This window comes from Arthrobacter sp. NPDC057388 (assembly GCF_042668165.1).
GTDB lineage: Bacteria > Actinomycetota > Actinomycetes > Actinomycetales > Micrococcaceae > Arthrobacter.
Window position 1 is genome coordinate 67,513 of sequence record NZ_JBHVBL010000006.1, and the last position, 25,088, is coordinate 92,600.

23 protein-coding genes and 1 pseudogene are annotated in these 25,088 nt (G+C 68.5%); 19 read left to right on the forward strand and 5 right to left on the reverse strand.

All coding sequences use genetic code 11. From position 1 onward, the window contains the following. Positions 1 to 32 precede the first annotated feature (32 nt). The 7 genes from ACFUTU_RS04780 (at position 33) to ACFUTU_RS04810 (ending at position 7,621) form a co-directional block, all read left to right on the forward strand. Entirely contained in the window at positions 33 to 1,016 is a 984-nt protein-coding gene (locus ACFUTU_RS04780; RefSeq protein WP_377961277.1) for a co-chaperone YbbN, read from the forward strand. Then, a complete protein-coding gene (locus tag ACFUTU_RS04785; RefSeq protein ID WP_377961280.1) occupies positions 1,016 to 2,119 on the forward strand; it encodes an NADH:flavin oxidoreductase/NADH oxidase in 1,104 nt (367 codons plus the stop codon). The genes ACFUTU_RS04780 and ACFUTU_RS04785 overlap by 1 nt, the downstream gene beginning before the upstream one ends. A gap of 85 nt (positions 2,120 to 2,204) precedes the next feature. Beyond that, positions 2,205 to 2,969 carry an ABC transporter ATP-binding protein gene (locus ACFUTU_RS04790; protein ID WP_377961283.1) on the forward strand — a complete coding sequence of 255 codons (765 nt, stop codon included), beginning with the start codon at positions 2,205 to 2,207 and terminating at the stop codon, positions 2,967 to 2,969. Further along, entirely contained in the window at positions 2,951 to 4,522 is a 1,572-nt protein-coding gene (locus tag ACFUTU_RS04795; protein WP_377961285.1) for a transporter, read from the forward strand. The genes ACFUTU_RS04790 and ACFUTU_RS04795 overlap by 19 nt, the downstream gene beginning before the upstream one ends. A 112-nt stretch (positions 4,523 to 4,634) precedes the next feature. After that, entirely contained in the window at positions 4,635 to 5,417 is a 783-nt protein-coding gene (nagB, locus tag ACFUTU_RS04800; RefSeq protein WP_377961288.1) for a glucosamine-6-phosphate deaminase, read from the forward strand. An 84-nt stretch (positions 5,418 to 5,501) separates the two neighbouring features. Beyond that, on the forward strand, positions 5,502 to 5,843 hold the full coding sequence (locus tag ACFUTU_RS04805) for a DUF3039 domain-containing protein (protein WP_377961291.1): 342 nt from the start codon (positions 5,502 to 5,504) through the stop codon (positions 5,841 to 5,843). Next, positions 5,843 to 7,621, forward strand: a complete 1,779-nt coding sequence (locus ACFUTU_RS04810; protein ID WP_377961293.1) for a DEAD/DEAH box helicase — start codon at positions 5,843 to 5,845, stop codon at positions 7,619 to 7,621. The genes ACFUTU_RS04805 and ACFUTU_RS04810 overlap by 1 nt, the downstream gene beginning before the upstream one ends. Positions 7,622 to 7,652: 31 nt before the next feature. Here the strand turns inward: ACFUTU_RS04810 and ACFUTU_RS04815 are convergent, their stop codons facing one another. Both ACFUTU_RS04815 and ACFUTU_RS04820 read right to left on the reverse strand, forming a co-directional pair. Next, entirely contained in the window at positions 7,653 to 8,300 is a 648-nt protein-coding gene (locus ACFUTU_RS04815; protein WP_377961296.1) for an isochorismatase family protein, read from the reverse strand. 9 nt (positions 8,301 to 8,309) lie between these two features. Further along, on the reverse strand, positions 8,310 to 9,638 hold the full coding sequence (locus tag ACFUTU_RS04820) for a nicotinate phosphoribosyltransferase (protein WP_377961299.1): 1,329 nt from the start codon (positions 9,636 to 9,638) through the stop codon (positions 8,310 to 8,312). Between the two features lie 96 nt (positions 9,639 to 9,734). On the opposite strand from ACFUTU_RS04820, the gene clpS reads away from it, so the two are divergent. The 6 genes from clpS (at position 9,735) to rdgB (ending at position 14,102) form a co-directional block, all read left to right on the forward strand. Then, positions 9,735 to 10,115 (forward strand): ATP-dependent Clp protease adapter ClpS, encoded by a 381-nt coding sequence (gene clpS / locus ACFUTU_RS04825; protein ID WP_377961301.1) that lies wholly within the window; start codon positions 9,735 to 9,737, stop codon positions 10,113 to 10,115. Continuing rightward, complete coding sequence (locus ACFUTU_RS04830; protein WP_377961303.1) at positions 10,108 to 10,674, forward strand: DUF2017 domain-containing protein; 567 nt, start codon at positions 10,108 to 10,110, stop codon at positions 10,672 to 10,674. Before clpS ends, ACFUTU_RS04830 begins: the two co-directional genes overlap by 8 nt. A gap of 127 nt (positions 10,675 to 10,801) precedes the next feature. Next, positions 10,802 to 11,821 (forward strand): glutamate racemase, encoded by a 1,020-nt coding sequence (gene murI / locus ACFUTU_RS04835; protein WP_377961305.1) that lies wholly within the window; start codon positions 10,802 to 10,804, stop codon positions 11,819 to 11,821. Continuing rightward, positions 11,818 to 12,615 carry an MBL fold metallo-hydrolase gene (locus ACFUTU_RS04840; RefSeq protein WP_377961307.1) on the forward strand — a complete coding sequence of 266 codons (798 nt, stop codon included), beginning with the start codon at positions 11,818 to 11,820 and terminating at the stop codon, positions 12,613 to 12,615. Before murI ends, ACFUTU_RS04840 begins: the two co-directional genes overlap by 4 nt. A gap of 69 nt (positions 12,616 to 12,684) precedes the next feature. Further along, a complete protein-coding gene (gene rph, locus ACFUTU_RS04845) occupies positions 12,685 to 13,443 on the forward strand; it encodes a ribonuclease PH (protein WP_003805875.1) in 759 nt (252 codons plus the stop codon). Beyond that, positions 13,440 to 14,102: an RdgB/HAM1 family non-canonical purine NTP pyrophosphatase gene (rdgB, locus tag ACFUTU_RS04850; RefSeq protein ID WP_377961311.1), complete on the forward strand. Its 663-nt coding sequence runs from the start codon at positions 13,440 to 13,442 to the stop codon at positions 14,100 to 14,102. The genes rph and rdgB overlap by 4 nt, the downstream gene beginning before the upstream one ends. Positions 14,103 to 14,180: 78 nt before the next feature. On the opposite strand, the gene ACFUTU_RS04855 is transcribed toward rdgB, so the two are convergent. Next, positions 14,181 to 14,954: a DedA family protein gene (locus tag ACFUTU_RS04855; protein ID WP_377961452.1), complete on the reverse strand. Its 774-nt coding sequence runs from the start codon at positions 14,952 to 14,954 to the stop codon at positions 14,181 to 14,183. A 68-nt stretch (positions 14,955 to 15,022) separates the two neighbouring features. Between ACFUTU_RS04855 and ACFUTU_RS04860 the strand changes: the two genes are divergently transcribed. Both ACFUTU_RS04860 and ACFUTU_RS04865 read left to right on the forward strand, forming a co-directional pair. Continuing rightward, the gene (locus ACFUTU_RS04860) at positions 15,023 to 16,051 is read left to right on the forward strand and encodes an exonuclease domain-containing protein (RefSeq protein ID WP_377961314.1); all 1,029 of its coding nucleotides are present in this window, start codon (positions 15,023 to 15,025) and stop codon (positions 16,049 to 16,051) included. Between the two features lie 85 nt (positions 16,052 to 16,136). Then, a pseudogene (locus ACFUTU_RS04865) lies at positions 16,137 to 16,229 on the forward strand (DUF4395 domain-containing protein); the annotation flags it as partial. On the opposite strand, the gene ACFUTU_RS04870 reads toward ACFUTU_RS04865, so the two are convergent. Further along, entirely contained in the window at positions 16,216 to 17,310 is a 1,095-nt protein-coding gene (locus ACFUTU_RS04870) for an ADP-ribosylglycohydrolase family protein (protein ID WP_377961317.1), read from the reverse strand. The pseudogene ACFUTU_RS04865 and the gene ACFUTU_RS04870 overlap by 14 nt on opposite strands. Before the next feature lie 189 nt (positions 17,311 to 17,499). Here ACFUTU_RS04870 and ACFUTU_RS04875 point away from each other — a divergent pair, with 189 nt between their 5' ends. The 4 genes from ACFUTU_RS04875 (at position 17,500) to ACFUTU_RS04890 (ending at position 24,239) form a co-directional block, all read left to right on the forward strand. Further along, complete coding sequence (locus ACFUTU_RS04875; RefSeq protein WP_377961320.1) at positions 17,500 to 18,486, forward strand: MIP/aquaporin family protein; 987 nt, start codon at positions 17,500 to 17,502, stop codon at positions 18,484 to 18,486. Between the two features lie 55 nt (positions 18,487 to 18,541). Continuing rightward, positions 18,542 to 19,723: an exonuclease SbcCD subunit D gene (locus ACFUTU_RS04880; RefSeq protein ID WP_377961322.1), complete on the forward strand. Its 1,182-nt coding sequence runs from the start codon at positions 18,542 to 18,544 to the stop codon at positions 19,721 to 19,723. After that, positions 19,720 to 22,743, forward strand: a complete 3,024-nt coding sequence (locus ACFUTU_RS04885; protein ID WP_377961325.1) for an AAA family ATPase — start codon at positions 19,720 to 19,722, stop codon at positions 22,741 to 22,743. Before ACFUTU_RS04880 ends, ACFUTU_RS04885 begins: the two co-directional genes overlap by 4 nt. A 143-nt stretch (positions 22,744 to 22,886) precedes the next feature. After that, on the forward strand, positions 22,887 to 24,239 hold the full coding sequence (locus ACFUTU_RS04890; protein WP_377961328.1) for an MFS transporter: 1,353 nt from the start codon (positions 22,887 to 22,889) through the stop codon (positions 24,237 to 24,239). Here ACFUTU_RS04890 and ACFUTU_RS04895 read toward each other — a convergent pair. Next, positions 24,227 to 24,961 carry an IclR family transcriptional regulator gene (locus ACFUTU_RS04895; RefSeq protein WP_377961330.1) on the reverse strand — a complete coding sequence of 245 codons (735 nt, stop codon included), beginning with the start codon at positions 24,959 to 24,961 and terminating at the stop codon, positions 24,227 to 24,229. The two genes, ACFUTU_RS04890 and ACFUTU_RS04895, sit on opposite strands and share 13 nt — an antisense overlap. Positions 24,962 to 25,088: the final 127 nt, after the last annotated feature.

A 25,088-nucleotide genomic window follows, 5' to 3' on the forward strand; every position in this document is an offset into this window, starting at 1 on the left:
CCGCGGCCGCTCTTGTGGCTAGAGTGGGAGCTATGAGTTCGCCAGCTTCCCGTCCTGTCCCTTCGGCCGCGAGCCAGCTTAACCTTCGCGGCGCCGTCGACCTCTCCTCGCTCAAGCAGCGCCCGGCGCCCCCGGCGCAAAACAACGCTGCCGGGGCAGGCGCCCCGCCGGCCGGGCAGGCCGACGGCGGACCCGCCCTCCGGGTGGACGTCACCGAGGCAAACTTCCAGAGCCTGATCGAACTGTCCGCCCAGGTGCCCGTGGTGTTTACCCTGTGGGCTGCCTATTCGCCCGAATCCACCGGCCTGCTGGACGCCCTGGAGCGGATTATCGAGGGCTACGGCGGCCGGCTGGTCCTCGCCGCTGCCGACATCGAAGCATTCCCGCAGCTGGCCCAGGCCTTCCAGGTGCAGGCCGTCCCTACCGCGGTCGCCGTGCTCAAGGGCCAGCCGGTTCCGCTCTTCCAGGGCGGCGCCGACGAGCAGCAGATCCGCCCCCTGCTCGACGAGCTGTTGACGGTGGCGGCCGCGAACGGCGTTACGGGCAACGTCGGCGGCGGCCCGGGCGCCTCCGAAGAAGCCGGCCCTGCCCCTCTTCCGCCCCTGCACCAGAAGGCCTTCGACGCTATCGAGCAGGGTGACTACGCCGCGGCCGCAGCTGCCTACCGGCAGGCACTCGCAGAGATGCCGGCCGACGCCGAGGCCAAGGCCGGCCTGGCACAGGTGGAACTCATGGAGCGGCTGCAGAGCCTCTCCGGACCCGAGGGCGAGGCCCTGCGCCAGCTCGCCGCGGATGAACCGGACAACCTGAGCGCCCAGCTGGGCGTTGCGGACCTGGATCTCGCCGGCGGCCATGTGGAGGATGCCCTGAACCGCGTCGTCGCGTTCATCGGCAGGAACTTCGGGCCCGAGCGCGAGACCGCCCGGGTGCGCCTGCTGGAGCTGTTCGAAGTCGTGGGGACCACCGACGAACGCGTCGGCAAGGCCCGCCAGGCCCTGGCCCGGGTGCTGTTTTAGTGGCGGTTCCCGCGCTGTTCCAGCCCCTGACGCTCCGCTCCCTTGAGCTGCAGCACCGCGGCTGGGTGTCACCGATGTGCCAGTACAGCTGCGAACCCGACGAGGCGCCCGGCGTGCCGAACGACTGGCACCTGATGCACCTTGGATCATTCGCCGCCGGGGGAGCGGCCCTCATCCTGACCGAGGCCGCGGCGGTCAACGCCGAGGGGCGCATCAGTCCGCGGGATGCAGGACTCTACGACGACGAGCAGGCCGCGGCCTGGGAGCGGATCGTCCGCTTTGTGCACCGCCACGGCGTCGCCGGCACCAGGATCGGTGCCCAGCTCGCCCACGCCGGACGCAAAGCGTCCACGTACTGGCCGTTCTCCGGCCGGAGCGGGTCGGTAGCGGCAGCCGACGGCGGCTGGGAGACCGTGGGTCCGGGCGCCCAGGCCTTCGACGGCTATGCGCCGCCCGAGGCCATGACGGAGGACGGCATCCGGCGCGTCATCGCCGACTTTGCCGCCGCAGCGTCCCGTGCCGTCGCCATCGGCTTCGACACCATCGAGCTGCACGGCGCCCACGGCTACCTCCTCCACCAGTTCCAAAGCCCGCTGATCAACAACCGCACGGACGCTTGGGGCGGCGACACCGACGGGCGGAACCGGCTCACGCTGGCTGTCATCGATGCGGTGCGTGATGTCATTCCCGACTCCATGCCCCTGCTGCTGCGGATCTCCGCCACGGACTGGGCCGAGGGCGGAATCGGCATCGAGGATTCCGTCCGGCTTGCCGCCCAGGCTGCTGAGCGCGGTGTGGACCTCGTTGACGTGTCCAGCGGGGGCGCGGTGGCGCACCAGCGGATCCAGCCGGGACCGGGGTACCAGACGGAATTCGCGGCCCGGATCCGGCGCGAAACCGGAGTGCCCACCGGCACCGTCGGGCTGCTGACATCCCCCGGGCAGGCCGAGCATGTGGTGGCCACCGGCCAGGCCGACGGCGTTTTCATCGCGCGGGCGGCTCTGCGGGATCCGCACTGGTGGCTCCGGGCAGCCTTCGAGCTCGGCCACGACCTGCGCTGGGCACCCCAGTACGAGCGGGCCGTGCCGCGGAGAACTTTCTAGCCGCATCTGCCAGCCCCGGCACCTTCGGCGGTTTTACTCCTTCGGGAGGATCCCCGCGGGGACGGGCCGCGGCTAGGGTGAGTGCATGAGCACTCCGTTAGTGGCCCTCTCGATCAGGGGGCTAGCCAAACGCTTCGGCAGCAAGATCGCGGTGGACGGCATCAGCCTCGACGTCCCTGCCGGATCCTTTTTCGGTATCGTCGGCCCTAACGGTGCCGGCAAGACGACCACCCTGTCCATGGCCACAGGCCTTCTCCGTCCGGACTTCGGAACGGCGGTGGTCCACGGGGTGGACGTCTGGGCGCAGCCGCTGGAAGCCAAGAAACTGATGGGCATCCTGCCGGACGGAGTGCGGCTCTTCGACCGGCTCAGCGGTGAGCAGCTGGTCACGTATGCAGGGCTGCTCCGCGGCATGGGCAGGGACGTCGTTGCAGCCCGGGTCGGGGAGCTGCTGGCAGCTTTGGACCTCAGCCAGGATGCGGGCACCCTGGTGGTGGACTACTCCGCCGGCATGACCAAGAAGATCGCCCTGGCCTCCGCGCTGATCCATGCTCCGAAGGTGCTCGTACTGGATGAGCCCTTCGAATCGGTGGACCCCGTCTCCGCCGCCAACATCAGGGACATCCTGGACAGGTACGTGGCCACCGGGGGCACAGTGATCGTGTCCAGCCATGTGATGGACCTCGTGCAGCGGATGTGCGACCACGTTGCCGTCGTGGCTGCCGGCCGGATCCTGGCCGCCGGGACCGTCGAGCAGGTGCGGGGCGGAGCAACCCTGGAGGAACGGTTCGTGCAGCTCGTGGGCGGCAGGAGCCGGACAGAGGGGCTCGAATGGTTGCGCACCTTCTGAGGCTGAAGCTCACGCTGCTCCGGAACGGCCTGCGGCGGAGCCCCTGGCAGCTGGTCGGACTGGCGTTCGGCGGACTCTACGCGCTGTTCATCGTCGGCATGTGCGTGGTGCTGCTGGTCCTGCTCCGGCAGGAGGACCCGGCGCTGGCCCAGACCGTGGTGGTGCTCGGCGGCTCCGCCGCGCTGCTGGGCTGGGGGATCGTGCCGGTGATTGCCTCGGCCGTGGACATGACACTGGATCCGGCGCGGTTCACGACCTCGGCCGTGCCCATGCCGCAGCTTCTGGCCGGCCTTGCACTCGGCGGCCTCATCGGCCTTCCCGGGCTGGCCACCTTGCTCGTCGCCCTGGGGACCGTTGTCACCTGGTCCCGGGGTGTCCTGCCTGCGGCGGGCGCACTGGCGGGCGCTGTCCTGGGCGTGCTCACCTGCGTGGTGTTTTCCCGCGTGGTCACCACAGCCACGTCCAGCCTGGCCGCGTCCCGGCGGTTCAAGGACGTCAGCGGCATCGCGTTCATGGTTCCCCTGGTTCTCCTGGGCCCGCTCATCGCCGCCGTCTTCCAGGGCATGGCAGGTTCCGGGGCCTTCCTGTCCGGGCTGGCGGACAGGATTTCGTGGACGCCGCTGGGGGCGGCCTGGTCCCTGGGCGGCGAGCTCCAGGCCGGACACGCGGGCATTGCCGTGCTCAAGCTTCTCATTGCCGCAGCCACCCTGGCGGGGCTTGCCTGGTGCTGGAAGCTGCTGCTGGAGCGGGCCCTCGTGACGCCTCCGTACAGCGGAAGCAGCCGCCGGAAGGGCGGGCGCCTGGGACTGTTCGCCCTCCTGCCGGCCACGCCGGCCGGTGCCGTCACCGCGCGGGCACTGACCTACTGGTTCCGTGATCCCCGCTACTCAGGTTCGCTGGTGGTGATTCCGCTGCTGCCGGTGGTGCTGGCTTTCCAGGCCAGCCAGACCAACGACTACGGGGTCCTGATGATCACCGGGCCGCTCACGGCGTTCCTCCTGGCGTGGTCCATCTCCGGCGACGTGTCCTACGACAACACCGCATTCGCCCTGCACCTCGCCGCCGGTGTGCGCGGCGTCGACGACCGGCTGGGGCGCGCCCTGGGGTGCCTCGCGTTCGCGCTGCCCACGGTACTCGTCCTCGCCGTCGTGCCGTTCTTCATCACCGGCGACTGGGCCTGGTGGCCCGCGATCCTGGGCATGTCCGCAGGGGTGCTGCTCACGGGGCTTGGCCTGTCCTCCGTGGTGTCCGCCCGCTACACCATCGCCGTGCCGCTTCCCGGAGACAGCCCGTTCAAGAAGCCCCCGGGCAACGTGGGCCAGACCCTGGCCGTGCAGTTCGGCGGGATGGGGGTCCTCCTGGTGCTGGTCCTGCCCGAGGCGGGGCTGCTCCTGGCGCAGGTGTTCACCGGGGACCCGCTGTTTGGCTGGATTAACCTTGCCGTGGGACCGGTCCTGGGTACCGCGCTGTTTACTGCGGGGGTCCGGCTGGGCGGACGCTGGCTCGATGCCCGCGGCCCCGAGCTTCTGGCCCAGGTCACTGTCAACCGCTGAAGCAGGCAACCGGTGAAGCAGGCAACCGGTGAAAATCCAACCCCTGAATGCCCCTGCCGGGCGGCCGCCGGCCATGGTTGACTAGCAGGACAGCCGAGAGAAAGGCCTGGTCATGGAGGTCGTCATTCTTGCGGGCGGCAGGCAGATAGCCTCCCTCGTGGCGGATGCCGTGGAAAGCCTGCTGCGGAGTAAACCCGACGCAGTCCTGGGCCTCGCCACGGGCTCATCGCCGATGCCGGTCTACGACGAACTCGCCCGTCGCCACGAACAGGCGGGCCTGGACTTCAGCCGGGCCTTCGGATTCACCCTCGATGAGTACGTCGGGCTGGAACCCGGCCATCCCGAGTCCTACCGGGAAGTGATCCGCCGCGACTTCGCGAACCGGGTCAACATTGCACCGGAGAACGTCCTGGGACCGGACGGCGGCGCCTCTGATCTTGCCGCCGCCTGCCGCGCCTACGAGGACCGGATCCGGGAGCGCGGCGGCATCGACCTGCAGCTGCTGGGCCTCGGCACCGACGGTCACATCGGCTTCAACGAACCGGGCTCGTCCCTGGCCTCCCGCACCCGCATCAAGACGCTCATCGAGCAGACACGCCGGGACAACGCCCGCTTCTTCCACAGCCTCGACGAGGTTCCGCACCACGTGGTGACCCAGGGTCTGGGCACCATCCTCGAGTCCCGCCACGCCATTTTGGTGGCAACGGGTGCCCAGAAGGCGCAGGCCGTCCATGACCTGGTGGAGGGTCCGGTCGCCGCGATCTGCCCCGCTTCGGTGCTGCAGCTGCACCCGCATGCCTCCGTCGTGGTGGATGAGGCCGCGGCGTCGTCGCTGAAGCTTGCCGACTACTACCGGCACACCTACGACCACAAACCGGCATGGCAGGGGCTGTGACCGGAACCTGCGCCCGGCTCTCCCCAAGCCGCATGCCTCCCGCAGCCGCACGCCTCCCGCAGCCGCATGTGGGGAACGGCTAAGATGGATGCCATGAGTAGCATGACGGATCCTCTCGACAACGACCCCATGCGTGAGCTTTCCGGCGCCGGATCGTCCACCGCAACCATTGAGCGCGAGGAACTGCGCCAGGAAGTGGAACCCGGTGACCGTGAGCGCTTTGCCCACTACGTGCGCAAGGAAAAGATCATGGAGTCCGCCATGACGGGCGAGCCGGTCATCGCGCTGTGCGGCAAGGTCTGGACCCCCGGCCGGGATCCGCAGAAGTTTCCGATCTGCCCGATGTGCAAAGAGGTCTACGACGGCCTCCGCCCGGGCAATGACGGCGGCAGCGGGTCCGGCGGAGACGCAGGCAACAACAAATAGTGACGGAGACACTCTTCGGCGGACCCACCCTGCCCCCGGCTTATCCGGAACGCGCAGCCTGGGGAACCGCCCCGAAGCTCCGTGCCTGGCAGCAGGAAGCGCTGGACCTCTACTTCAGCAAAGCTCCCCGCGACTTCATGGCCGTGGCCACCCCCGGCGCCGGCAAGACCACCTTTGCGCTCAGGGTGGCCTCCATGCTCATCGACGCCGGCACGGTGAACCGCGTGACCATCGTGGCCCCCACGGACCACCTGAAGCGGCAGTGGGCTGATGCCGCGGCGCGCGTGGGCATCGCCATTGACCCGAACTTCAAGAATTCCGACGGCCAGCACGGCCGCGGGTTCATCGGCGTGGCCGTGACCTACGCGCAGGTGGCCAGCAAGCCCCTGCTGCACCGGGCCAAGACCGAGGCCGCGCGCACCCTGGTGATTCTTGACGAGATCCATCATGGCGGTGAGGCCCTGTCGTGGGGTGATGGTCTCCGTGAGGCCTTCGACCCCGCCGTCCGGCGGTTGTCCCTCACGGGCACGCCCTTCCGTTCGGATACCTCACCGATTCCGTTCGTGGAGTACATCGAGGACCGTGAGGGCATCCGGCGCTCCAAGGCGGACTACACCTACGGCTACGGCAACGCGCTGCGCGACCACGTGGTGCGTCCCGTGATCTTCATGGCCTACTCGGGGCAGATGCGCTGGCGCACCAGCGCGGGCGACGAGATGGCTGCCTCGCTCGGGGAGGCGGCGGTCACCAAGGACATCACGTCCCAGGCCTGGCGGACCGCCCTGAATCCTGCCGGTGAATGGATCCCCGCCGTCCTGGCGGGGGCGGACAAGCGGCTCAGCGAGGTCCGGCGTTCCGTTCCCGATGCCGGCGGCCTGGTGATTGCGACTGACCACGAGGATGCCCGGGCGTACGCCGGCCAGCTGAAGAAGATCACCGGCGAGTCACCGACTGTCATCCTGTCCGATGATGCGAAGGCCTCGAGCAAGATCGAGGAGTTCAGCGCGGGCGACAAACGCTGGATGGTTGCCGTGCGCATGGTTTCCGAAGGCGTGGACGTCCCGCGTCTCTCGGTGGGCGTCTACGCCACATCCACTTCCACGCCCCTGTTCTTCGCCCAGGCAGTGGGGCGCTTTGTGCGTTCCCGGAAGCGGGGCGAGACGGCGTCGGTCTTCCTGCCGTCCGTTCCGCCACTGATGGCGCTGGCCAACAGCATGGAAGCCGAACGCGACCATGCCCTGGACCGGCCGCAGAACGATGACCCCGACGGCCTGATGGACCTCGAAGAGTCGCTGATGGACGAGGCCAACCGCGAGGAAAAGGCATCGGACAGCCTGACCAAGGGCAAGTTCGAAGCACTGGACTCGCAGGCCTCCTTCGACCGCGTGCTGTTCGACGGCGGCGAGTTCGGCACGGGCGGCGACATCGGCTCCGAGGACGAACTCGACTTCCTCGGCATTCCCGGCCTGCTGGATGCCGAGCAGGTAGGCCTGCTGCTGCGCCAGCGCCAGCACGAGCAGCAGGGCCGGAAAAAGCGCCAAAGCCCGGCAGCGGAGCCCGCCGGCCCGGCAGTGCCCGACCACCGGATGCTGATGGACCTGCGCAATGAGCTCGCCAAGAACGTGGCGGCCTGGTCGGCGCGGACGGGCACCCCGCACGGGGTGGTCCACACCAAGCTGCGGACCGTCTGCGGCGGGCCTCCCGTGGCGCAGGCCAATGAGCAGCAGCTCCAGTCCCGACTGAAGAAGCTCCAGGACTGGTTCATCGGACGGACGTAACCAGGCCGAACACAGCTACTCGCGGTTGACGCTACTCAAGGTCGACGCCGCCCAGCTCCATTTCGGCGTAGGTGTCCTCGAGGTCGTCGGCGATGCCCGCCGTCAGCCGTTTGATGACGGTGACGGAGTAGCCGGCCTGGACGGCATCCAGGGATGTGGCCATGACGCAGTGGTCGGTGGCCAGGCCCACCACCACGATGTCCTCCACATCGTGGCTCTGCAGCCAGTCGTCCAGGCCAATGGCGTCTTCTTCGGGGGCGTAGTCGGGATCAGCGGCAGCAGACATCGAACCGGGCAGGGAGCCGGGCTGCCGTTCCCCGGTGGGCACGGCGTCCTCCGGTGCCAGCAGGCCCTCGAACCCGGAGTAGGCCGCTGAATAGAGCCCCTTGTGAAAGTACGCCTGGATGTGTTCGGTGTCGAGCTCGGGGTGAAGCTCGGCACCCTGTGTCCCGGCGACGCAGTGCGGCGGCCAGCTGTCCTTGAAGTCCGGCGCCTCCGAGAAGTGGGTGCCGGGATCGATGTGCCAGTCCTGGGTGGCCACGATGTGGTCGAACTGGCCGTGGTGGTTCTCGACGTACTCGCTGATGGCGCCGGCCACGGCAGCGCCGCCCTCCACGGGCAGCGCGCCGCCCTCGCAAAAATCGTTCTGGACGTCGACGATGATGAGTGCCCGTGCCATCAGTTCTCCTCAGTTGTCCTCGTAGAGTGTGGGGATCGCCGGCTCGCCGCGGTGCAGCCGGTGCACCACAGCCGGCAGTTCGGCCATGGAATCAGCGTGCCGCTGCCGCGCGCGCAGGACGCCTTCATGGCCCGTCCAGCCCGGCAGGAGCTCGCCGTTCTTGATGAACTGCTGCAGCAGCGTGCGGTCGTTGCCGTCATCAGCAGGCCGGTGGCCCACGCCGATGAGCTCCTGGGTGGCCGTACCGTGATCGTTGAGCCGGCGGAGGGCGTACTTCCGCCCGCCCTTGCTCGTCTTGTTCTTGGCGGCCTTGGCCACGGGGATGAACTCCCCGGCGTCGTTGGTCCGGCTGACCAGCTTGTAGACCATGCTGGCGGTGGGCGCCCCCGAGCCGGTCACGAGGGACGTGCCCACGCCGTACGAGTCAACCGGTGCGGACTGCAGCGCGGCAATCGCGTATTCGTCCAGGTCCGAGGTGACCGTGATGCGGGTGTGGTGGTTGCCGAGGTCATCCAGCAGCTGGCGGACCCACTGCGCCTGTTCCACCAGGTCACCGGAGTCCAGCCGCACGGCACCCAACTTGTCCCCGGCAATGTCCACGGCCGTACGGACGGCCGTTTCGACGTCGTACGTGTCAACGAGCAGCGAGGTGCCGGCCCCAAGGGAGGCGACCTGCGCCTCAAAGGCGTCCCGTTCCGTGTCATGGAGAAGAGTGAAGGAGTGGGCAGCGGTGCCCACCGTTTTCAGGCCGAACCGCAGGCCGGCCTCCAGGTTTGAGGTGCTGTCGAATCCGGCGATGACCGCGGCGCGGGCGGCAGCCGTGGCGGATTCCTCCTGGGTGCGGCGGGAGCCCATCTCAATGCACGGCCGCTGGCCGGCGGCCATGACCATGCGCGAGGCGGCCGAGGCGATGGCGCTGTCGTGGTTGAGGACGGACAGCACGTACGTCTCCAGGATGCAGGCTTCGGCGAACGTTGATTCGACGATCAGGATGGGGGAGTTGGGGAAGTAGGCCTCGCCCTCGGCGTAACCCCAGATGTCGCCGGTGAACCGGAAGTCGGCCAGGTAGTCCAGGGTCTCCTTATTAACGACATCGGTGCGCGCCAGGAATTCAAGCTCCTGCTCGCCGAACCGGAACGCCATGATGCCTTCCAGGAGCCTGCCCGTGCCGCCGACAATGCCGTAGCGGCGGCCGTCCGGCAGCCGGCGCGCGAACGCTTCGAAGACGGCCTTGCGGTGCGCGGCGCCGGAATGGAGGGCCCCTTGCAGCATGGTCAGCTCGTAATGGTCGGTGAACAGGGACGTACGGGGCTGCTCCCAGCCAGCGGAGGTACTCACGAAAATCACTCTAGTCCCCACCGGCTCCCACGTCTCGCTTCGCTTCGCCGCGGGCCCCTCGCCGGCGTGGGCCCAGCATCCCCATAGAATGGACAGATGACCTTAAGCGTTGCGCTCGGCCCTGACACCCAGGAGAGCACCCAGACCGGAACCGCGGTGTCCACCGACGCCCTGACTGCCCCGGACGTCCCCTGGAACCTTGTCATCTGGAACGACCCCGTCAACCTGATGAGCTACGTCAGCTACGTCTTCCAAAGCTATTTCGGCTACTCGGAGACCAAAGCCAACAAGCTGATGCTTGAGGTCCACAGGAAGGGCCGCTCCATCGTTGCCCACGGCAGCAAGGAACAGGTGGAGCAGCACGCGGTCGCGATGCACGGGTTCGGCCTCTGGGCCACCGTGGAGAAGGCCACCGGCGGAGACAGCGGGGGCGGCAAAAGCGGCGGACCGGGCAAGGGCAAGGGAAAACGTGGCTAAGGCTTTCAAATACGGACTCAAGGGCATCTCCGGTTTCCTGGAACCGGCCGAGCGGGAACTGCTGCGCAGCCTGTTCGCGGACGTCATTTCCATGCTGGAACCGGCGGACCGCGGCTCCGAGGATCCGCTCGCAGCACTGATCGGACTGGACCTGGAGGTCCGGGAACCGTCCGACCGGGCCCTCCGGCGGCTGCTCCCCAATGCGGTGAAGGACGACGCCGCCGCCTCGCTTGAGTTCCGCCAGCTCACCGAACGCTCGCTGCGGGAGAGCAAGATCGGCGCGCTGCGCGCCGCCGCGCTGGGCCTGGACAAGGACGAACTGGTCCTGACCCCGGCCGATGCCCGGCACTGGTCCACGGCCCTGAACGATGTGCGGCTGGTGCTCGCCGAACGTCTCGACATCCGGGACGAGGCGGACGCGGACCACGTGCACCAGATGCAGGACTGGTCCCAGGCCGAGGACGTGGAAAGCTACCTCGCGCTGGTTTACAACTTCACCACATGGCTGCAGGAGTCGCTCGTACAGGCGATGCTGCAGTCTCTGGACACACGGGACTGAGCGGTTTCCGCCGTTTGCGGTCCCGGCGCCGTGTGGTTTGCGCCACGTCAAATGTGACAAATTCGACATGAGTCGCTCACCACAAGTGATGGCCGGACCTCATTCGAGGACCTATCCTCAAATAATCATGACTTCAGCATCGAGCATGGACCCGGCAGCAGGAGCTGCAGCGGAGTCCGCAACGGCCGACGGCGTCAATGTGGGATCGCTGCCGATCGGCGTCTTCGACTCCGGGGTCGGCGGCCTCACGGTGGCACGGTCCATCATTGACCAGTTGCCCAATGAATCCATCCTTTACGTCGGCGACACCGCCCACGGCCCGTACGGGCCGCTGCCCATCGCGGAAGTGCGCGCCAACGCCCTCGGTGTGATGGACGAACTGGTGGACTCCGGCGTCAAGCTGCTGACCATAGCCTGCAACTCGGCGTCGGCCGCGGTGCTCCGTGACGCCCGCGAGCGGTACACCGCGCGCTACGGAATCCCTGTCATCGAAGTGATCCAGCCCGCCGTGCGCCGGGCCGTCGCAGCCACCCGCACCGGCCGGGTGGGCGTCATCGGCACCTCAGCCACCGTCGGTTCCCGGGCCTACGAGGACACCTTCGCCGCGGCGCCGGACCTGGCAATCACGTCCGTGGCCTGCCCTGCGTTTGTGCCGTACGTCGAAGCCGGCATCACCACCGGGCCGGAACTGCTCGATGTTGCCCGCGAGTACCTGGAGCCGCTGAAGGCGGCCGGGGTGGACACCGTGGTGCTCGGCTGCACGCACTATCCGCTGCTGACCGGGGTGATCTCCTACGTCATGGGCGAGGACGTCACCCTAGTGTCCAGCGCCGAGGAAACCGCCAAGGACGTCTACCGGGCGCTGGCCAGCAACGGCCTCGAGCGGACGGACGCTGCGGCCCCGGAGCACAGCTTTATCGCCACCGGCGATCCCGGCCAGTTCGAAGCGCTGGCCCGCAGGTTCCTCGGGCCGGAGGTCCTCAGCGTCAGGCACGTGGACCACGTCGCCGCCCAGTACCCCACCGGCAGCCTGGCGCGGATTACCCCCGAAATGATCGCCGCCGCACGGGAAGCGGCGGCGCGGCCCCGGATCTCCAACTTCGTCGGACAGGCGTCCGGACCGGTTCCCGGGGGGTCCTTCCTGTGAAGCTCACCATCGTCGGCTGCACCGGCTCCTTTCCCGGGCCCGGATCACCCGCCTCCTGCTACCTGCTGACCGCCAACGACGGCGAACGGGTGTGGAAGGTGGTGATGGACCTCGGCAGCGGCGCCCTGGGCGCCATCCAGCGCTACACCGACCTCGAGGACATTGACGCGATCTTCCTCACCCACCTGCACCCTGACCACTGCATGGACCTGTGCGGCCTGCATGTGGCGGTGCGCTGGAAGCCGGGCGGCTGGGGCCGGGGAAGGATTCCCGTCTGGGGACCCGCCGCAACCGCTGACAGGATGGCGACGGCCTACGGGCTGGACCTGGACCCGGGGATGCACGAGGAGTTCGACTTCACCAACTGGACCGAGCGCCAGTCGGTCACCGTGGGCCCTTTCACCATCACGCCCTTCGCCGTCAACCACCCGGTGGAGGAGGCTTACGCCCTGCGTGTGGAGGTCACGGAACCGGATGCGGCCGGAGGTGCCGCCACCCGCGTCCTGACCTACTCGGGGGACACGGACTCGTGCCGGGGGCTGGAGGAGGCGGCCAAGGACGCCGACCTCTTCCTCTGCGAGGCCGCCTTCGAGGAGGGCCGGGACGACGGCATCAAGGACGTCCACCTGACCGGTAAGCGGGCCGCGGAGGCCGCTACCGCCGCCGGCGCCCGCCGCCTGCTCCTGACCCATATTCCGGTGTGGACCTCCCAGACCAAGATCATGGCCGAGGCCCGTCCCGCCTTTGCCGGTGACGTGGCCGTGGCCGTGGCGGGCGTGCACTACACCGTCTGACGTCATGGCGGCAGCCGTGGCACCGGCTGATCTGACACGGCACGCCTGTAGCCTCGATAAGCTAAAGGCATGACTTCCGAAGCAACCACTGCCCCCGTCATCCGTGCCGACGGCCGCACCCCGGACCAGCTCCGGCCCATCAGCATCACCCGAGGCTGGTCCAAGCAGGCCGAGGGGTCGGCCCTCATCGAGTTCGGCAACACCCGGGTCCTGTGCACCGCTTCCCTCACCGAAGGCGTTCCGCGCTGGCTCAAGGGCGAAGGCCGCGGCTGGGTGACCGCCGAATACGCCATGCTCCCGCGTGCCACGAACACCCGTTCGGACCGTGAGTCCGTCAAGGGCAAGATCGGTGGCCGGACCCACGAGATTTCCCGCCTCATCGGGCGTTCGCTGCGTTCCATCATCGACACCAAGGCCCTGGGGGAGAACACCATCGTGCTGGACTGCGATGTCCTGCAGGCCGACGGCGGCACCCGGACGGCGGCCATCACCGGCGCCTATGTGGCGCTCGCTGAAGCCATCCGCTTTGCCCGCGAGAACAAGATGATCGCCCGCAACGCGCAGCCCCTGATTGACACCATCGCCGCTGTGTCGGTGGGGATCATCGACGGCATTCCGATGCTCGACCTGCCGTACATCGAGGACGTGCGGGCCGAAACCGACATGAACGTCGTGGTGACCGGCTCCGGCAAGTTCGTGGAGGTCCAGGGCACGGCCGAGGGCGCCCCCTTTGACCGGGACGAGCTGAACAAGCTGCTGGACCTGGCCCTGCTGGGGACCGAGCAGCTGGCCGCCATCCAGCGCGAAACCCTGGCGGAAGCACCGTGAGTGTGAACAGCACCGTGAGTGCCGGAACTGCCCCACGGCTGGTGCTGGCCACCCGCAACGCCGGCAAGCTGCGGGAGCTGCGTGAGCTGCTCCGCGGGCAGATCCCAGGGCTCGACGTCGACACGCAGGTAGTGGACGCGGCCGCTGTCGGCGCCCCCGACGTTGCCGAAACAGGGGTGACGTTCGCGGAGAACTCGCTGCTGAAAGCGCGGGCAGTGGCCGAAGCCACAGGACTGGTGGCCATCGCCGATGACTCCGGGCTGTCTGTGGACGTACTCGGCGGTGCGCCGGGGATCTTTTCCGCCCGGTGGGCCGGCCGACACGGTGACGACGACGCCAACCTGCGCCTGCTGCTGGCCCAGCTCTCCGACGTGCCGGACGGCCACCGCGGCGCCGCCTTCGTGTGCGCTGCCGCCCTCGCCGTGCCGGCGTCGGCATCAGCGGACGGGGCGCGCGAAGTGGTGGAGTACGGACAGCTTGCCGGGACCCTGCTGCGTGAGCCGCGGGGTGAAGGCGGCTTCGGCTACGACCCCGTGCTGGAACCCCTGGGCCTGGACCGCAGCTGCGCCGAGCTCAGTCCGGAGGAGAAGAACGCCATCAGCCACCGCGGGCTTGCTTTCCGGGCGCTGCTCCCGTCGATCGTTGAAGCCCTGCGCTAGCCCCGGCAGCTGGCAGCAGAAAGGCACCTCACACTCGTGAGGTGCCTTTCCTGTTTGAGGGGCCTTCCGCGGCTCCGGTCAGTCCAGGTTGGTCTTGCGCTCGGCCTCGGGCTCGTGCTCCTCGATGAACTCTTCCACCGGGTCCGTACCGAACGCTGCGGCCTCCCGTTTGGCCGTCATGCCGCGCACCACTTCAATCACGACCGGAATCACCGAGACCAGGACGATGACGATGAAGATGATGTCCAGGTTGTCGCGGACCCACGGCACTTTGTCACCCAGCAGGTAGCCGAGCAGGGTCACGCCGCCGCCCCACAGGAGGGCACCGATGACGTTGAACAGGAAAAACTTCCGCTTGTCCATGCCGGCCACACCCACGATGACCGGAACAAAGGTGCGGATAATGGGCACGAACCGCGCAAGGATCAGGGCCTTGCCGCCGTGCTTTTCGAAGAACTTGTGCGCACTCTCCACGTTTTCATGCTTGAAAAGCTTGGAGTCGGGCTTGTTGAAGATGGCCGGACCGGCCTTGGACCCGATGAAGTAGCCGGTCTGGTTGCCGATGATGGCGGCCACGATGATCAGCGCGGCGAAGAGCCAGATGTTGAATTTGATCGTGTCTGTGGCCACGAGCAGGCCTGCGGTAAACAGCATGGAATCGCCGGGCAGGAAGAATCCGATCAGCAGCCCGGTTTCGGCGAAGATGATCCCGCACACCAGCAGAACAACCCAGGGTGCCAGGGCCGGATCAGCCAGGAAAACCTGGGGGTTCAGCCAGTCCGGCAGGAAGGATGCCATATGCGGCTGGACGGGGCCGGCGCCACCCAGCGCGGGCACGGCAAAGTCGCTCAATGCATTAAAGTTCACGTTTCAAGGGTACTTGACGGGTTCCGTGCCCCTGCCGGGCTACAGTTGTGCCCGTGGGTTTGGACTTTACGGCGATCGACTTCGAGACCGCCAACGGCTTCCGCGGTTCGCCGTGTGCCGTTGGCCTCACCAAGGTCCGCAGCGGCGTCATCGTCGAAGAGGCCTCGTGGCTCATGCGGCCGCCGGAAAACCACGACGCGTTCGACTACCACAACGTCCGGGTCCACGGCATCAGGCCAGAGCAGGTGGCTGGCCTGCCACGCTTCGGCGAGCTGTTTCCGGAGATCGGCGCATTCATTGGCGGCGACATCCTCGCGGCACACAACGCGGCCTTTGACCTCGGAGTAATCCGCTCAGCGCTCGAGGTGTCGGGACTTGCCGGACCCGCGTACGACTACGTGTGCACCGTGATGCTGTCCCGGCGCTGCTACTCCCTCGTGTCGAATTCCCTGCCCTTTGCCGCCGAGGAGGCGGGCGTGCCGCTGGTGAACCACCACGACGCGGCCGAGGACGCCCGGGCGTGCGCGGGCATCCTGATAGACATCGCCGGGCGCAACCGGGCCAACAGCATCGCCGAGCTTTATCTCTCGCTGGGGCTGGCCCTGCCGCAGCAGCCGGCGTTCGACCCGTCCACAGGCGAGCTGTCCAAGGCGACCGTCGCGGCGCTCGCCGCTGCGGGCGGCATAAGCCCGGCCCGGCCCTTCCGCAGCGGGTGGCCGGAGGAAGGGCCCAACCCCGAGCCCAATCCCGACGCCGAACCTGGGAATCCGCTGTTTGGCCAGACCGTCGTCTTCACGGGCGAGCTTGCCATGCCACGGCCCGAAGCGAAGGTGCGGTCCGCGGAACTGGGGGCACGCCCGGAAAGCCGGGTCACTGCCCGGACCAGCGTCCTGGTGGTGGGCGACGGGTTCGTGGCCAGTGATCTGCGCTCCGGCCGGCTCACTGGCAAGGCCAAACGCGTGCTGGAACTCCACGACCGCGGCCAGGCCATCGAAGTCATCTCCGAGGGTGAATTCCTGCAGATGGTGGGCGGCGCGCCGGTACACCTGGCGAACGCCGCCGCAAATCCCGCCGCCTGCTGAACAACCCTTCCTCACGTCCTGCGGGATCTGAGGAAGCGTCGGGGGAAACCCGACGGGATCTGAGGGAGGGTCGTGAAATGCGCGGGGCTGCGCCATCTTCGGCCTGCTGCAGCGCCGGGGCTTTATCCCCACGGACGTATGCGAGGCCTGCAACAACATTCCGCTTAGCCGGATGTGACCGCAACCAGCTGGCTGGCCATGCCGCGGATCACCTCAGGGGCCTCCAGCGCCTCCAGCCAGTCGGCGGGCAGGCACGCCACGCCGTAGTATGCCCCCAGGATGTTGCCTGCGATGGACCCGGTGGAATCGCTGTCACCACTGTGGTTAATGGCCACGGCGATGGCGGCCTTGAAGTGCGCCACCGGATCGGACGGGCCATCCCCGTCCGCCTGGGGCGCCGTGGCCAGCACGGCGTAAAGCCCGACGGCGAGTGCCTCCTCCGCCACCCAGCCCTCACCCAGTTCACGGACCAGATCCTCCGGGCCGAGGACTGTGCCGGATCGCGCCTCGCCGGCGAGTCGGACGGCGGCGTCCAACCGCTCGCGAAGTTCGGGTGCCGCCTCGTCGTCTGCCTGCGCCCGGGCGAGAGCCGCCTGCGCCGCCTCAGCCAGGCCGCTGCCCTGCACCAGGAAGTGGATGAGCAGGCTGAACGCGCCCGCACTCTGGCGGGCGGACGGGTGCCCGTGGGTGAGGGAAGCAGCATCGGAACTCAACTTGTACACGGAATCGGCCGGGATGTGCGGAACCAGGCCAAAGGGGGCGGAACGCATGACGGTACCGCAACCCTTCGAGTCCGGGTTGACCGGGCGGGCCGCCGTTCCCATTTCGCCGGTGGCCAGCCCGCTCAGGCAGGCGTTGCCCGGCGCACGCCGGTGCCGGAGCACCTCCTGGCCATCAATCCAGCGGGGCTGGGGCCGCGGGGCGGATTCCGGAACGGACACACCCTGCGTGTCCAGCCAGCGCAGGTACGCAAGCCACACGCAGGCGTTGGCATCGGCACCGACACCCGAGTTGGCCCACTCCAGGGCCTCAACGATTCCGTCCACCGTGTACAGCGTCATCTGCGTGTCGTCGGAAAAGTGGGTCCCGCCGTCGAGCGCCGCAAAATCGCGGAGGCCGGCGGCGCCGAAACGGCGCCGGATCTCCTCGATGGGATCGAACTCGACGGCGTAGCCGAGCGAGTCGCCCAGGGCTCCGCCCAGCAAACAGCCATGGATGCGGGACTCGGGGGACGGAACGGCACCGGTTTCATTGCTCATGCAGGCAAATTTACCTGCCCGCCGGAGCGCTCCCCGACGGCGCTGTGATCTTGAACTCCCGATTCCGGGCGGGCGGACACCGGGGGATAAGCTCGGATTCAGCAACTGTCCAGACTTTGCTGCCAGACTGCTGGGGCCGGCTCCCGATGCGAGTGGCATTCCCTGCTGACCACAACATAAGGATTTCCCATGAGCACCCCTGTGTCCGTTCCACCGACCGACGGCCGGCCATCAGCCGGTGACAACGGATTCCGGCCCGGACTCCTGTCCAGGCTCGGAGCGGAGGCGTTCGGAACGCTGTTCCTGGTGGTTGCCGGGCTGGGTGTGCCGCTATTTACTCTTCCGCAGTCCAACCCGCTGCCTGGCGCGCTCGCCGGAGGCCTGGCCGTGACCGCGGCAATGCTGGCCTTCGCCTACATCTCGGGCGGGCACTTCAACCCTGCCATCACAGTGGGCAACCTCGTGGCGGGCAGGATCGGCATTGCCGCCGCAGCAGCGTACATCGGCGCGCAGCTGATCGGTGCCGCAGCCGGCGCGCTGGCGCTGTTCGGCATCCTGCGCACAGTACCCAACATCCCCGATGCCCGCACGGCCTTTGACACTGTCACCGCAGGGTTCGGGGAACACTCCGTGATCCAGACCTCGATGGCCGGAGTGCTGCTCGCCGAAGTGCTGGGAGCAGCGCTCCTGGTCGCCGTGTTCCTCGGGATGACGGCGCGCCGCAACCACCACGCCGCGGCCGCTCCCTTCGCCGTCGGTCTGGCTTTCGCCGTGCTGCTGCAACTCGGCCAGGCTCTGGGCAATGCGCCCTTTAACCCGGCACGGGCCACTGCGTCCGCCATCTTCAGCAGCAGCTGGGCACTTGAGCAGCTGTGGCTGTTCTGGATGGCACCGATCGTCGGTGCCGGCATTTCCGGCCTTGTTTTCCGCGGGTTCGCGGATGCCCGGGGGCAAAGCGCCGCCGGGGTGCACACCGGGCGTGCCGAAGACGGGACGGCTGCGGAACCTGAGTTCGACGACGGCTCCGGCGACGATGCCCGCGAAGAAGGCGGCGACGCGAGAGCTCTTGCGTCCGATGGTCATACCGGCGGTGCGGACCGCCAGGGCCCGGCGACGGAAGCAGTCCGCGATGAGGCGCGCGACTTCTTCGACGGGCCGGGCACCAAAAAGTCCTGACGCGCCGAAGCGCGGGGTCGCCAATATTGTCAGTGCCCGCCTTTAGCTTATGAACATGCGGTTATTGCACACTTCCGACTGGCATCTGGGCCGGTCCTTCCACGGCGTCGGCATGCTGGATGCACAGCGCGCCTTCGTCGACCAGCTCGTTGCGAAGGTCAGTGAACTGTCCGTCGACGTCGTGCTGATCGCCGGCGACCTCTACGACAGGGCGCTGCCGGGGGTCGACGTCGTCAATCTGCTGGACGATGCCCTGGTCCGGCTGACCGGGGCGGGCGCGCAGGTTGTCCTGACCAGCGGAAACCATGACTCCGCCATCCGGCTCGGGTTCGCCTCCCGGCTTCTGGAGAAGGGGGGCGTTCACCTGCGCACCCGTCTCCAGGAGCTGGACGTCCCCGTCGTACTGCCGCTGGGCGAGTCCGGGCCGGACCACGATGGTCCGGTGCTGGCCATCTACGGCATCCCCTGGCTCGAACCGCGCCTGGTGGCCGAGCAGCTTGGGGTAGACACTGCCAGCCACTTCGAGGTGACCCGGGCCGCTACGGACCGCATCAGGTCCGACGTGGCCGTGCGCAGTTCGTCCCGGACCGTCCATTCCGTGGTGCTGGCTCACACGTTCGCCAGCGGGGGCATCAGCTCGGACAGCGAACGCGACCTGAGCATCGGGGGAGTAGGTGCCGTGCCACTGGACCTTTTTGACGGCTTCAGCTACACCGCGCTCGGTCACCTGCACGGCCGGCAGTCCCTCTCCCCGGAGGTGCGCTACTCGGGATCGCCGCTGGCGTACTCCTTCTCGGAGGCGAAGCACCTGAAGGGCGGCTGGCTCGTGGACATGGATGAGTCCGGTGTCACGGGGGTGGCCGAGGTCCTCTGGGAAGTACCGCGGCAGCTGGCCATCCTCAAGGGGACCCTGGACGCGCTGCTGGAGTCGCCTGAACACACCTGGGCGGAGGAAGCCTACTGCCAGGTGACACTGACGGACGCCCAGCGGCCGGCCCAGGCCATGGAGCGGCTCCGGGCGAGGTTCCCGGACACGCTCGTCCTCGCTTTCGAGCCGGAGGGAGCCGCCGCGGCATCCGGGGCGAGCTACAGCAGCCGGCTGGCCAAGGCCGAGGACGATCTCGCCGTCTGCTGCGGGTTCCTCGAACACGTCCGCGGACGGGAGCCTGACAGTGCAGAGCAGGCCGCCCTCACCGGCGCGTTGGAGAATGTGCGGCTGCAGGAGGCATCACTGTGAGGATTCACCGTCTGGAGATTTCAGCGTTCGGTCCGTTTGCCGGGACAGAGGAAGTTGATTTTGACCAGCTGAGCGCGCACGGGCTGTTCCTCCTCAATGGCCCCACCGGTGCCGGCAAAACCAGCGTCCTGGACGCCATCTGCTATGCGCTCTACGGGTCCGTTCCCGGGGCACGGCAGGACGGCAAGAGGCTCCGCAGTGACCACGCGGACCCGGCGGCTGAACCGCGCGTCACCTGCGAATTCACGGCCCGCGGCCGGCGTTTTGAAGTGTCCCGGTCGCCTGCCTGGGACAAGCCGAGCGCCCGCGGGCGCAACGGCTTCACCACCCAGCAGGCCAAGACCCTCCTGCGGGAACGGGTCGGCGGTGCCTGGGTGGAAAAATCCGGCCGGAACGACGAAGCCGGGGCGGAAATCACCGCATTGCTGGGCATGGACCGGGAGCAGTTCACCCGCGTGGTCATGCTTCCGCAGGGAGATTTTGCTGCATTCCTCCGGTCCAAGGCCTCGGACCGGCTCGAACTGCTGCAAAAGCTCTTTGGGACGGAGCGGTTCGAGGCAGTGGAACGGGAGCTGGCGGCGCAGGCGGCCGGGGCCGCCAGGGAAGTAGCGGACCTTGAGGCGAGGCTCGGCCAGCTGGTGGAGCGGGCGCAGTCCGAAGCCGCGTCCCTGGAAATCGACGTCGACGCGGCACCGGAACCGGCAGGCGATCCGGAGCTTCTGTCCTGGCTGGAGGAGGCAGCGTCGGTGCGCGCCTCGACGCTGGCCGGGGAAGCGGAATCCTGCGAGGAGGAGCGCCGCGGCTGCACGGACCGGCTGGAAGCGGAGCTGGCCAGGGAAGGCAGGCGCATGAAGCTTGCTGCCGCGCTGCGCCGGAGGGCCGACGCGGAGGCGGCGGCGCCCGCGCTTGCAAATGCTGCTGCCACGCTTGACCTGCACCGGGAGGCAGAGCTCCTTGGCAGCCAGCTGAAGGCCGTGGCCACTGCCGAGGCGATGCTTGCGCGGGCGGCGGAATCCGCGGACCTCGCCTTCGCCCAAGTGCGGGAGACAGCCGAAACCAGCCTGGAATTGGCGGGGAAGGGACTGCCAGCCGTCGGGGTGGCCGCCGAGCTGTCACGCCTGCGCGCGTTGGGCGCCGTCGTCGGCGAACGCCTCGCCGACGAGGAGCTGCTCGGCGGCCTGCAGGAACGCGCCGCCCGGCTTGCCCAGCGGCGCCAGGAACTCGCCCGCGCAGGCGACCGCCAGGCCGCCGGCCTGCTTTCCCTCCGTGCTGAAGTGGAATCCCTGCGTTCGACTCTGGAGCCGCTGGAACAGCTGGCGGGGGAGTCCGTGCTTCGCACCAAGGAGGCGGCCGCGGCGGATGAACTGGTGGACGTTGTCAGGCGGTATGCGATTGCCCGGGCTGACTGTGCTGCCGTGACGGAACGGCACCTCAGGGGCAGGGAACACCACCAGGAACTGCGGCAGCAGTGGCTGGACATCCGCGAGGAACGCCTGGCCAACGCGGCGGCGGAATTGGCCTCGCGGCTGGAAAACGGGGCGCCCTGTCCTGTCTGCGGCAGCCCGGAGCATCCGGCACCCGTGCCCGCCGGTGACTCCGTCCTGGGGCTTGCCGAGAAAGAGGAACGCGCCAAAGAGCTGGGCGAGGCCGCCGAAAAAGCTCTCTCTGCCCTGGAAGCAGAGCTGTCCGAGTCCAGGCAGCGGGTTGCTGTTCTGGCCGGACAGGGCGGCGACACCGATCCTGCCGAAGCGTCGGAAGCAGCCAATACCGCCCGGGAAGCCGCTGCCGAGGCGGCGGCCGCCGTAGCGGAACTGGCCGCCGGCAGGAGCCGGCAGGAAGAGCTGGCCGAACGCATCGACTCCACGGAACAGGCGCGCGTCGATACCCTGGCGCAGCTGGCGCAGGCGGAGTCGGCCCTGACCGAAATCCAAGGGCAGTCGGCCGCTTTGGAATTGTCACTCGAAGCGCTCCGTGCCGGCCACGCGAGCCTCGCCGTGCGGAGCCGCGCCATTGGTCAGGTTGTGGGCATTCTCGAACAGGCTGACGCTGCCCAGTCGCAGCTTGACCAGGCCACAGCCCGCCTGACCGAGGCCCGGGCCGAGCTGGACCGTGCCCTTCCCGACGCCGGTTTCGCGTCGGCCGCGGAGGCCCGGCAGGCACTGTTGCCGGCTTCGGAAGCGGCCCGGCTGGAGTCTGCCGTCCAGGCCGGGCGGGATGAAGAGGCACGGCTTGAGGAAGTGTTTGCCAGCGAGGAGCTCGTCGTCGCAGTCCAGGAAGAGGCAGCCGGGGAAGAGGCAGTGGACCTGGACCTGCTCCGCGCTGAGGCCCTGCAGGCCGAAAAAGCCGCCAGGGACGTCACATTGGCGGCGGGCCTGGCCCGCCGCGCCGCCAAAACCCTGGGACGTCTGGGTTCCGAGTACGCGGACCTCGCTGAATCCGGGCGGGAGCCGAGGGGCCGCGCTGAACTCCTGAAGGGCCTGGCCGAAGCAGCCCGCGGTTCGGGTGACAACAGCTACCGGATGAGCCTGAACGCCTATGTCCTGGCCGCGCGGCTGGAGCAGGTCGCCATTGCCGCCTCGGAAAGGCTCGTCGCAATGAGCGACGGCCGCTACACGCTGCAGCACTCCGACGCGAGGGCAGCCCGGAACGCCAAATCCGGGCTGGGGCTGGAAGTCGTGGATGAATGGACCGGCCGCCGCCGCGACACTTCAACACTGTCCGGCGGGGAATCGTTCATGGCCTCGCTGGCGCTCGCCCTCGGCCTTGCGGACGTGGTGCAGCAGGAGTCCGGCGGCGTCGACATTGAGACGCTGTTCGTCGACGAGGGCTTTGGCAGCCTCGACGAGCAGGCACTGGAACAGGTCATGGATGCCTTGGAGAGCCTCCGTGATGGCGGCCGGGTGGTGGGCCTCGTAAGCCACGTGGGGGAGATGAAGCAACGCATCGGCAGCCAGCTCCAAGTGGTCAAGCAGCGCAACGGTTCCACGGTGCACATCGTCGATGCACTGGCAACGGTCTGAGCTGTCTGTCATCCGCGGCGTGATACCCGGCCCGTGATGCCCGCCGCCGGGCGGGCATCACCGGTCCAGTACCATTGGAGTGTTACCGGGTTCGGCGCATCGGGAGGAGGGACGATGCGCACGACCTGAACGAGCCCGAATATATGCACACTCCGACGGCGTCCCAGTCACCCGCCGCCTCCCGTCCCACCACGCCGCGCCGGAAGTTCGGCGGCCGCTTCGCACGCCTGCCGGCCCTGGCGGGCAGTGGTTTCCTGCCCCTGGGGCTGTTCGCCCGCCTGCCCCTCGCGATGCTGACCCTGGGCACCCTCACCCTCGCCACCTCCGTCACCGGTTCGTATGCCGTCGGCGGAGCCGCCGCCGGTGCCGTCGGCATCGGATCAGCTGCAGGTGCGCCGGTCCTTGGCTGGTTGGCCGACCGCTTCAGCCAGCGGCCGGTACTGCTGATCTCGGCCGCGCTGAATGCCGCGGCCGTGCTCGCCGTTATCTCCACCGCGTATTTGATACCCGGGGTGCACGATGTCAGCGCCGCAGGGGGCGTCATCTCCGCAGCGTTCCTGGCAGGCCTCAGCTGCCCGCAGGTCGGTCCGCTGGCCCGGGTCCGGTGGATGGCGCTCACTGAGGGCAGCCGGCGCCCGGGTGACAGCACCGACCTGGACGTCGCACTTTCCTATGAGAGCACGGCAGACGAACTGACCTTCGTGCTTGGACCGGCACTCGTGGGCGTCCTGGCCAGCCTTGTGGCCCCGTGGTTGCCGCTGGCCCTGGCCGCGGCCCTCACGCTCACCCTCGTCCCGGCCTTTGCCGTCCACCCGACCCACGCCGCTGTCCCGCTACGGCAGAAAGATACGCGCCGGAAGGGAAATGGCAGCCAAACCCGGCACCGCGGACCCGGCCACATGCGGAATTCGAGCCGTCTGGCCGGATTCGCACCGGTGGCACTTCCGGTCCTGGCCATGGTCTGCATGGGCACGTTCTTCGGCTCGGCGCAGGCAGCCCTGAGCGCCTTCGCCGCCGGCTTCGCTACATCTGAGGCAGCCGGTCTCCTGTACGCCGTCATGGGCATCAGCTCGGCTGCGGCCGCGATCTCGGTTGCCTACTGGCCAGCCGGCTTCCCCGTGGCCGCCCGCTGGGTGGCCGGAGCCGCAGCCATGACCGGGCTGTCGGCGCTGCTGTTCCTGCCGACCGGCGGCTGGGGCATGGTGCTGGTTCTGCTCGCACTGGGCCTGCCGGTGGGGCCGGTCATGGTCACGGTCTTTGCGATTGGCGGCATGGTGGCCCCCGCCGGCCGGCTGGCCACGGTCATGACGGCGCTCGCCAGCGGCATCGTCGCGGGCACGGCCCTTGGCTCGTCCGTCGGCGGGCAGCTGGCACAGGACGCCGGCCACGGCGCCGCCTTCCTCGTCACGGTAGCCGCCGCGGCGGCACTGTTCGCCCTGGGCGCGGTTGCCGCCGCCGTCGTTCCTTCCCGGGAGCGGGCAGCTCAGGCGAGCTGACCTTCAATCCTGGCGGCGCTGGCCGTCAGGGCCGCCGCCACCGCTTCAGGATCCTGCGCCGACCGGATATAGACGACGGCGACCGCCGCCGGCCGTCCGCCGGGAACCCGGACGGGTGCGGCAAGGGAAGAAACTCCGGCAATGACTTCGTCGTGGCTGGCAGCGTAACCGCGCTTCCGGGCCTCGGCAGCCTCCTGGCGGTACGGCACGGCAGGCGCCAGCTGGTTCCACTCGTGTTCCGTCAGGGCAGACTGGATGGCGATGCCGGGCGCACCGGAACTGATCGGATGGCGGGACCCGGGGTGCTGGACCACGGTGGCGGCAGAATGCCGGGGCTCCACCGTCACCAGCGTCACGCAGTCCTGGTGGTCCCACACCGCCACGAAGGCCGTCATGTTCAGGCTGTTGGCCAGCTGGGTCAGTTCCGGAAGGGCGGCGGTCTGGAGGTTCCGCGAGACACCCCGCGCCAGCACCGCGAGGCCCGGGCCGGGCTGAACCCGGCCGGCATCGTCGCGCACCAGCAGGGAGTGGTCCTCAAGCGTCCGCAGGATCCGGTAGGCGACGGAGCGGTGGACGCCCATGGCCTCGGCCAGCTCGGCGATGGTCAGCGGGCGGTCAGCTTCGGCGAGGATCTCCAATGCGCGGATGCCCCGCGAGAGGGTCTGCGACGGAGAAGCCTGGGCGGGCGCTGCCTGCGTTGCGGCAGCGGCGTTGGGAGTCATGCTGTCCATCCTAGGCATGGGGGCGGGATTGCCAGCCATGAAGGCTTGTGCTGCCCGTCACGTTGGGTTACGGTTCCATATAGGAATTGCCTGTTCAACTATAGAACCGTCCAACTATAGAACAGTC